The 8,548-nt window shown below is 70.3% G+C and carries 11 protein-coding genes; 6 read left to right on the top strand and 5 right to left on the bottom strand.

Going from position 1 to position 8,548, the window contains the following annotated elements:
- Nucleotides 1-294 precede the first annotated feature (294 nt).
- The gene (locus A5744_RS22700; RefSeq protein ID WP_076064622.1) at nt 295-1,047 is read left to right on the top strand and encodes a YebC/PmpR family DNA-binding transcriptional regulator; all 753 of its coding nucleotides are present in this window, start codon (nt 295-297) and stop codon (nt 1,045-1,047) included.
- Nucleotides 1,048-1,111: 64 nt separating this feature from the next.
- Nucleotides 1,112-1,654 (top strand): class I SAM-dependent methyltransferase, encoded by a 543-nt coding sequence (locus A5744_RS22695; RefSeq protein WP_170874568.1) that lies wholly within the window; start codon nt 1,112-1,114, stop codon nt 1,652-1,654.
- Here the strand turns inward: A5744_RS22695 and A5744_RS22690 are convergent.
- From A5744_RS22690 to A5744_RS22670, 5 genes are read right to left on the bottom strand one after another with little or no spacing between them, the layout of a single operon-like run.
- Nucleotides 1,651-3,234, bottom strand: a complete 1,584-nt coding sequence (locus tag A5744_RS22690; protein ID WP_076064621.1) for a polyamine aminopropyltransferase — start codon at nt 3,232-3,234, stop codon at nt 1,651-1,653. The genes A5744_RS22695 and A5744_RS22690 overlap by 4 nt on opposite strands.
- A complete protein-coding gene (locus A5744_RS22685; RefSeq protein WP_076064620.1) occupies nt 3,231-3,686 on the bottom strand; it encodes a DUF350 domain-containing protein in 456 nt (151 codons plus the stop codon). Before A5744_RS22685 ends, A5744_RS22690 begins: the two co-directional genes overlap by 4 nt.
- A gap of 24 nt (nt 3,687-3,710) precedes the next feature.
- Entirely contained in the window at nt 3,711-4,142 is a 432-nt protein-coding gene (locus tag A5744_RS22680) for a DUF4247 domain-containing protein (RefSeq protein WP_076064619.1), read from the bottom strand.
- On the bottom strand, nt 4,139-4,651 hold the full coding sequence (locus A5744_RS22675) for a DUF2617 family protein (protein WP_076064618.1): 513 nt from the start codon (nt 4,649-4,651) through the stop codon (nt 4,139-4,141). The genes A5744_RS22680 and A5744_RS22675 overlap by 4 nt, the downstream gene beginning before the upstream one ends.
- Nucleotides 4,652-4,660: 9 nt before the next feature.
- On the bottom strand, nt 4,661-5,272 hold the full coding sequence (locus A5744_RS22670) for a DUF4178 domain-containing protein (RefSeq protein WP_076064617.1): 612 nt from the start codon (nt 5,270-5,272) through the stop codon (nt 4,661-4,663).
- Between the two features lie 180 nt (nt 5,273-5,452).
- Here A5744_RS22670 and ruvC point away from each other — a divergent pair, with 180 nt between their 5' ends.
- The 4 genes from ruvC to A5744_RS22650 all read left to right on the top strand — a co-directional run bounded on the left by ruvC (nt 5,453) and on the right by A5744_RS22650 (nt 8,512).
- The gene (gene ruvC, locus A5744_RS22665; RefSeq protein ID WP_076064616.1) at nt 5,453-6,007 is read left to right on the top strand and encodes a crossover junction endodeoxyribonuclease RuvC; all 555 of its coding nucleotides are present in this window, start codon (nt 5,453-5,455) and stop codon (nt 6,005-6,007) included.
- On the top strand, nt 6,004-6,597 hold the full coding sequence (ruvA, locus tag A5744_RS22660) for a Holliday junction branch migration protein RuvA (protein ID WP_076064615.1): 594 nt from the start codon (nt 6,004-6,006) through the stop codon (nt 6,595-6,597). The genes ruvC and ruvA overlap by 4 nt, the downstream gene beginning before the upstream one ends.
- A gap of 4 nt (nt 6,598-6,601) precedes the next feature.
- Nucleotides 6,602-7,663 (top strand): Holliday junction branch migration DNA helicase RuvB, encoded by a 1,062-nt coding sequence (gene ruvB, locus A5744_RS22655; RefSeq protein ID WP_076064614.1) that lies wholly within the window; start codon nt 6,602-6,604, stop codon nt 7,661-7,663.
- 216 nt (nt 7,664-7,879) lie between these two features.
- Nucleotides 7,880-8,512, top strand: a complete 633-nt coding sequence (locus A5744_RS22650; protein WP_076064613.1) for a hypothetical protein — start codon at nt 7,880-7,882, stop codon at nt 8,510-8,512.
- The last annotated feature ends 36 nt before the right edge of the window (nt 8,513-8,548 follow it).

Here is an 8,548-nt window from a genome sequence, read left to right as displayed (position 1 = left end):
ATCGTCAACGGCCGGCACTGAAGCCCCGTCTGTCACTTGTTCACCCGAGGGCCGCGGCTAGGGATGTGCCCGCCTCACAGCGACAAGCCGGACGGCTGGGGATCGGGCCTGGTCACCGGAGATCCTCCGGATTGTCGCTCTGAGGCGGGCACATCCTGGATCGCTGCTGTTCTGTGACAGCTGGGGACGCTGAGTCGTAAGGGGCATCGTCGGAGTACCGGCGCGGTCCGTACACGTAGACTCGTTGATCGGATTTCAAGCAACAGAAGAGGTCGGAAGAGGGATGTCACACCGATGAGCGGCCATTCCAAGTGGGCCACCACCAAGCACAAGAAGGCCGTCATCGACGCCCGCCGCGGCAAGATGTTCGCGCGGTTGATCAAGAACATCGAGGTCGCGGCCCGCGTCGGCGGCGGTGACCCCGCGGGCAACCCGACCCTGTACGACGCCATCCAGAAGGCGAAGAAAAGTTCGGTACCCAACGACAACATCGAGAAGGCCCGCAAACGCGGGGCCGGCGAGGAAGCCGGCGGCGCCGACTGGCAGACAATCACCTACGAGGGCTACGCGCCCAATGGAGTGGCGGTGCTGGTCGAGTGCCTGACCGACAACCGCAACCGTGCGGCCAGCGAGGTCCGAGTGGCGATGACGCGCAACGGCGGAACGATGGCCGATCCGGGATCGGTTGCCTACCTTTTCACCCGCAAGGGCGTCGTCACCCTCGAGAAGAACGGCCTGACTGAAGACGACCTGCTGGCCGCGGTGCTGGACGCCGGTGCGGAGGATGTCACCGATCTGGGCGACAGCTTCGAGATCATCACCGAGCCCACGGATCTGGTCGCCGTGCGAACCGCCTTGCAGGAGGCCGGGATTGACTACGACTCCGCCGAGGCGGGGTTCCAGCCGTCGGTGACCGTTCCACTCGATGCCGACGGCGCGCAAAAAGTCATCCGGCTGGTCGACGCGCTTGAAGAGAGCGACGACGTCCAAGACGTCTACACCAACGCCGACATCCCCGACGAGATCCTGGCCCAGATCGAGGAGTGAGCTGAGCGGCCCTGTCGTAAACCATCACGCCGACCACCCGGGCTTTGCCGGACCGATCGGTGTGGTGGCCGCGCTCGGCATGCTCGTCATGGGGCGCCGTAACGCGCGGCTGGCCGTCGACCTGGCATCGGTATCCGATTCCGACCGTGTGGTCGACGTCGGCTGTGGTCCGGGCAGCGCGGTGCGGGCCGCCGCCCGGCGGGGCGCCGAAGTCGTAGGTGTCGACCCGAGCCCCGTCATGTTGCGTCTCGCCCGCGCGACGACCCGCGACCCCAATGTCAGCTGGTCGCCCGGCGGCGCCGAGGAGCTGCCGGTGGACACGGGCTGGGCAACGGTCGCGTGGTCGCTGAAGACCGTGCACCACTGGAAGGACGTGACCGCCGGACTCGGCGAGCTGCGACGGGTGCTGGCGTCGTCGGGGCGCCTGCTGGTGATGGAGCGCCAGGTGGACCCGGGCGCGACGGGCTTGGCGAGTCATGGTTGGACCGAACCGCAGGCCGATTCCTTTGCGGCACACTGCGATGCGGCCGGCTTCAAAGTCGTTCGCGTCGACCGGCATCCCGCCGGTCGAGGCGCGCTGTGGGTGGTGCGAGCGGTAGCGCCTTAGTCGTAGCCGTGGCGCATGTCGTCGACGATGCGCGGGTTCTCCAGCGTCGAGGGATCCAGCGTGCGGGGCGCGACGTCGCCGGCGAACACGGTTGCGGCGGCGAGCACCTGCGGGTTGAGGAAGCGCAGTGGCGGCGCATCCGCCGGCAGGGTGGCGCTCGGCGGGATGTCGCCGCGGCGCGCCAGCGCAAACCCCCAGTCGCCGAACGTGGGCACGTGCACGTGGTAGGGCGTGACGGCGTAGCCGGCGGCGTGGATCGTCGAAACCGTGCGCCAGAACGCCGTCGGGGTGGAAAACGGGCTGCCGGCCTGCACGACCACCAGGCCATCCGGCGCCAGCGCATGCGCGGCGAGCGAATAGAACTCGGTCGAATACAGCCGGCCCAGCACCGGTGTGTCCGGGTCGGGCAGGTCGACGATGATCGCGTCGAAGCCCTGCGGCGGGCGCAGCTCGGGGTGCGGCGCCCGAAGCCAGCGCATCGCGTCGTCGATCACGACGGCCACGCGCGGGTTGTCCAGCGCGCCGCCGTTGGCGTCCCGCAAGGTGGTGCGCGCCAATTCGATCATCGCGGGGTCGAGCTCGACCTGCACGATCTTGCCGATGCCGGGTTGGCGCAGCAGTTCCCGCGCCGCGAGGCCGTCGCCGCCGCCCAGCACCAGCACCGACCGGGCGCCTTTGACATCAGCGCCGAGTGCGGGATAGACGAGGCTCTCGGTGTAGCGGTATTCGTCCCGGGTGGAAAACTGCAGGCCGCCGTCGAGGTACAGGCGGGTGTCGTTGTCGCGGCGGGTGATCACGATCTCCTGGTAGGCGGTGTGCCGGTAGGCGATGATCGGGTCGGCGTAGAGCCGTTGCCGGCTGGTGGTCTCGATATCGTGCGACCGCGCCAGCAGCGTGACGAGCAGCCCGAGCGCCGCGGCGAGCGCGCACAGCGCGGTCGCCAGCTGCCGGACGGCAAGCACGCGGCGCAGCAGGAACATCGCCACCACGGCGGCCGCAACCAGGTTGATGATGCCCGTCGCCGCGGCCCCGCGGATCATCCCCAGATGCGGCAGCAGCAGGAACGGCCAGACCAGGCCACCCACCAACGCCCCGAGGTAATCCGCCGCGTTCAGGTTGGCCAGCGTCCGGCCGGCATCCGTGTCGCCCGCGGTGCGGCCCCGCTGCAGCAGCGTCATCAGCAGCGGCACCTCGGCGCCGACCAGCCCGCCGATCAGGGCGGTGCTCACCGCCAGCACCCACGTCGACCCGTCGACGAACGCGAACACCACGTAGAGCGCCGCCGCGGACAGGCCGCCGATGATCCCCAGCGCCGCCTCGACGGCGATGAAGGTGATGGCCGCGTGCCTCAGCAGTGGCTTGATCGCCAGGGCGCCCGCACCCAGCGCGGCGATGTATCCGGCGACGATCAGCGAGGTGGCGACGATGCCGCCGCCGTTCAGGCTCGCCGACAGCGTCAGCAGCGCCAGCTCGTAGACGATGCCGCACGCCGCGCACGCCGCGACGGCGGCCAGCAGCACGGAACGCCACCGCCGCGACGAATCCATGGCCGCCGGCGCCAACGACTCGACGGATGTCATGAGACCGCCGCCGCGGTCACCCCTCCCACCGCCAGCAGTATCAGCGCCACCGCGAACGCACCGGGGTGCAGCTCCGGCTCGTCGACGTGCTCGTGGAAACTACCCGGTATCAGCAGGTGCATCGCCAGCAGCGCTATCCCGAGCAGGATCACGCCCACCAACCCGTACACCGCCACCCCGACGAGTCCCTGGCCCAGCTGGCTGTAGCTGTTGGTGATGGCGCTGATGATCACGGTGGCCAGCGCGATGTACATCGCGCCCGCGACGACGACGGCGTTGGGGCGGCGATCGATGAACACCAGCTGGCGCAGCTTTCCCGGGGTCAGCCAGTCGACCATGTAGAAGCCGACGAGCAGCACGGCCATGCCCACTCCGAAGTACAGGATCGTCGCCACTACGCCCTTGAAGATTGGATTGAGGTTGACATTCCCGATCTCGACGGCGAGGTACATCCTTGTCTCCTTTGGGTTTTGGCGTTACTTGGTTCCGCCCGGGCCGCCGGCTGTTCCTCCGGCACCGCCGGCGGGGGACCCGGGGCTGAACCCGGGGCCGAGGAAGAGGAACGCTCCGTGGCTGTATCCGCCGCCCAAGCCTTCGACGCGGATGCTGCACGGGTACTTGCCGTCGGGGCCGACGATCACGATGTTGTTGCTGTAACGCAGGTATTCGCTCTTGTCGTTGTCGGCGCGCGCGTCGGGTGCCTGGTAGTCGGCGAGCGTGTCGGCGACGTCGTCGGGCGATCCGCTGCACTGGTAGCGCGTTCCGCTGGCGTCCGTGGCGTACGCGTGGTAGTGGTCGGCGACGTAGGACCCAATGTCCTTGTTCAGCAACACGATTCCGAAAACCAGCGACGCGATGGCCGCGACGGCCAGGCCGCCGGAAAGCCAGAACAGGCCCTTGCGGCTCATGGGTGCCACCGGCTCGCCGTGTGCACCACCATGCCGCCCGACCCCACGGGGCGGAGCGGGTAGAGATGCCATGTCTGCCAGCGCCAGCCGGCGCCGTCGGGCTCGGCGGCCAGCGCGGTCAGGGCGGCGTCGTCGCCGGGAAAGGTGCCGCCGAGCCAACCGGTTTCGGTCGCGCAGCGGCGGCGAAGTTCGTGCGCGAGTTCGCGAAACGCTGCCTCATCGCGGGTGTCGGTCCGCGACTCGATGCGGTAGCCGGGCGCGTCGGCGTGCCCCGGCAGCCCGCCGCCGTGGCTGCGCGCGGCGCAGGAGACCTGCTCGGAGAACCGGCTGCCGGCCTTCTCGACGGTGACGACGTGCGATGCGCCGAGGACTCCGAGCAGCAGGGTGCCGCCGCCGGGATGGTTCAGCGCATGGCTGGCCAATGGGTCCGGCGCGGGGGCGTTGAGCGCCAGTCCGAGCCTGTTCCCGGACACGTCCGCCGGAGTCACTGCGAGCTGATGAAGCGGCACCGACGTCGCCTAAGGGGAGGGGGCTGGGGGCGCGGGGTAGACGGTCAGCTCGCCGGGCGACACGGACTTGCCCGTGGATACCTCCCAGGGCGTGTCCGGGGCCCAGCGTTCGAAGGAGAGCAGCGCGCTCTCGTCGGCGTTGGCGCAGTCGACGAATTCCATCTCACCGCCGGCCGGCAGGCCCGTCGTGCCTTCGGTGGTGTACGAGGCGCGACCGCGCTCCGACTCGTGAAAGGTCACCCCGTCGACCACGTACTGGTCGCCGGGCCGCAGCGTCACGTCCTTGCGGGTCACCCACATCACCAGCTCCAGGCGCCCGTCGTCCTCCTCGACGCTGAACCAGAGCGGCTGGTCGCCACCTTCCAGCAGGTGCTCCCACCACACGAACGGGCCCTCGCGGAAGGTCACCGACCCGCGCACCACGTAGTCGACGCCGCCGTAGCTGACGATGGCGCCGGGGCCCAGGCTGCGCGGCCCGAACTGCGGCATCGCGTCGGCGGAAAGCGGATCCTGGCGCCCGCGCCGCGCGGCCGGTTGCTTGGGCCGCCGCAACGCCACGACGAGTACCACGATGGACGCGACGAACAACACCGCGGCTATCACGACCAGCAGTGTTCCCACGCTTACCCTTCCGTGCCCGCGGCGGTCCAGCGAATGTGGGCTTTAAGTTAACAGCTTTCGCTGGGCCCGTCGCCGCAACACGACCCGCTGACCGGCGCCGCGTGTCCTACCCGGCGCGGTCGGTATCGCCCGTTAGGCTATCGAACAGCTGTTCGGTACGCGATATAGGGGAGCGGGCGCATGCGCGTGATGGGCGTCGATCCGGGGCTGACCCGATGCGGGCTGTCGGTGGTGGAAAGCGGGCGCGGCCGAGACGTCGTGGCGCTGGACGTCGACGTGGTGCGCACCCCGGCCGATGCACCGCTGGCCAAGCGGTTGCTGGCCATCGGCGAGGCCGTCGACCACTGGCTGGACACCCACCGGCCGGACGTCGTGGCCATCGAGCGAGTGTTCTCTCAGCACAACGTGATGACGGTGATGGGCACGGCTCAGGCCGGCGGGGTCGTCGCGCTGGCCGCCGCCAAACGCGGCATCGACGTGCACTTCCATACGCCCAGCGAGGTCAAGGCCGCGGTCACCGGCAACGGGGCCGCCGACAAAGCACAGGTCACCGCCATGGTCACGAGAATCCTTGCGCTGCAAGCCAAACCGACACCGGCCGACGCGGCCGATGCGCTGGCGCTGGCGATCTGCCATTGCTGGCGGGCGCCGATGATCGCCCGGATGGCGGCGGCCGAGGCGGTGGCCGCGCGCCAGCGCCGCGCGTACCTCGCGAAAGTGAAGGCCGCCCGATGATCGCGTCGGTGCGCGGTGAGGTGCTCGAGGTGGCCCTCGATCACGCGGTAATCGAGGCCGCCGGCGTCGGCTACCGGATCAACGCGACGCCGTCGACGCTGGCAACGCTGCGCCACGGCAGCGAGGCCCGGCTGATCACGGCGATGATCGTGCGTGAGGACTCGCAGACGCTATACGGGTTCCCCGACTCCGAGACCCGGGATCTGTTCCTGACACTGCTGTCGGTGTCGGGCGTCGGGCCGCGGCTGGCGATGGCGACGCTGGCCGTGCACGACGCCGCGGCGCTGCGGCAGGCGTTGGCCGACGGCGACGTCGCCGCGCTGACCCGGGTGCCGGGCATCGGCAAGCGCGGCGCCGAGCGGATGGTGCTGGAATTGCGCGACAAGATCGGCGCGATTGCCGGGTCGGCGCCCGCCCCGGCGGTCAACGGCCACGCCGTGCGGAGCCCCGTGGTAGAGGCCCTGGTCGGCCTCGGTTTTGCGGCCAAACAAGCGGAGGAGGCCACCGACAGCGTGCTGGCCGGCGATCACGACGCGACCACGTCGTCGGCCTTGCGGGCGGCGCTGTCGCTGCTGGGTAAGGCCCGGTGAGCCGATGAGTGCCGAGGACGACTTCGCCGACCCGGAGGTCCGGGAGGTTTCGCCCGCGCTCGCGTTCGGCGAGGGCGACATCGACGTCAGCCTGCGGCCCCGCACGCTGAATGAGTTCATCGGCCAGCCGCGCGTGCGCGAGCAGCTGCAGCTGGTCATCGAGGGGGCCAAGAACCGCGGCGGCACACCGGATCACATCCTGCTGTCCGGCCCGCCGGGCCTGGGCAAGACGTCGCTGGCCATGATCATCGCCGCCGAGCTGGGGTCCGCGCTGCGGGTGACGTCGGGCCCCGCGCTGGAACGCGCCGGCGACCTGGCCGCGATGCTGTCCAACCTCGTCGAGCACGACGTGCTGTTCATCGACGAGATCCACCGCATCGCCCGGCCAGCCGAGGAGATGCTCTACCTCGCGATGGAGGACTTCCGGGTCGACGTGGTCGTCGGGAAAGGCCCTGGGGCGACGTCGATTCCGCTGGAGGTCGCGCCCTTCACCCTGGTCGGCGCGACCACCAGGTCCGGCGCGCTGACCGGCCCGCTGCGCGACCGCTTCGGCTTCACCGCGCACATGGACTTCTACGAGCCGGCCGAGCTGGAACGGGTGCTGGCCCGGTCCGCCGGAATCCTGGGCATCGAACTGGGCGCCGAGGCCGGGGCGGAGATCGCGCGGCGCTCGCGCGGCACGCCGCGCATCGCCAACCGGCTGCTGCGGCGGGTGCGGGACTTCGCCGAGGTGCGCGCCGACGGCGTGATCACTCGCGACGTCGCCAAGTCCGCGCTCGAGGTGTACGACGTCGACGAGCTCGGCCTGGACCGGCTGGACCGGGCGGTGCTGTCGGCGCTGACCCGCAGCTTCGGCGGCGGCCCGGTCGGCGTTTCGACGCTGGCGGTGGCGGTCGGCGAGGAGGCCACCACCGTGGAAGAGGTGTGCGAGCCGTTCCTGGTCCGCGCGGGCATGATCGCGCGCACCCCGCGGGGCCGGGTCGCGACCGCGCAGGCCTGGACGCACCTGGGCATGACCCCGCCGGCCGGTGTCACCGGACTGGGGCAACCGGGGCTCTTCGACTAGCTCGCCGCCGGCGGCTTGGGCATTTCGCGTTCAAATCGTGACCTTTGGGCCGGGGCGCCGCCAGAAGGCCCGCTGGCTGGGGCTTTGCGGCGACGGCGGGCGCGCGCGCCGGTCACACCGGCCACAGCAAACGCAGCCGTGGCCGCGCGCCGGTTACATCCAGGAGCCGTCGGGTATCCGAACCCACAGCAGAAATGCCTGTTGAAGGAGATTCAGATGAGGCACACGAACGCTGACTATGAACGCCCCCGCGCGCTGTACATGCCACGCAGCCGCGGCGCGTTGACCGGGCTGCTCTTGATCCTCTTGGGTGCCTGGGGTGCATTGGTACCGTTCTTCGGACCCAACATCGATTGGGCGTACATGACCGACCCGGCCTGGACGTGGACGACGGCAAAAGGCTGGCTGGAGGTGCTGCCCGGCGCGGCCGCCGCAGTGGGCGGCCTGCTGGTGCTCTTCTCCGGTAACCGCGCCAGCGGTGTGTTCGGCGGCTGGCTGGCGGTCTGCGCCGGCGCGTGGTTCGTGGTCGGCCGCGCTTTCGCATCGACCCTGAGCATCGGCGACGTCGGCCAACCGGCGGCGGCGACCGACCTGAAGCGTGCCCTGCTCGAGGTCACGTACTTCACCGGTCTCGGTGCGTTGATCGTGTTCCTGGGTGGCGCCGCCGTGGCGCGCCTGGCGGTCCGGCACGCGCGCGACGTCGCCGTGGCCGCACCGGCGCCCGTCGCCGAGGAGGAGCCATTACGCGAACCGGTTGCGGCCGAGCCCGACGGGCACCGCGGGCGTGGCCTTTTCCACCGTCACGACGGTGGTGGGCTATTCCGCCGGCACCACCACGTCGGCGCCTAGGCCCTAACCGGCTGAGGGTAGTCGCGGCGACACCAG

Source organism: Mycobacterium sp. IS-1264 (assembly GCF_001954195.1).
Lineage (GTDB): Bacteria > Actinomycetota > Actinomycetes > Mycobacteriales > Mycobacteriaceae > Mycobacterium.
The sequence above is the reverse complement of the archived record's forward strand: the minus strand, read 5'-3'. Positions and strand labels throughout refer to the sequence as shown.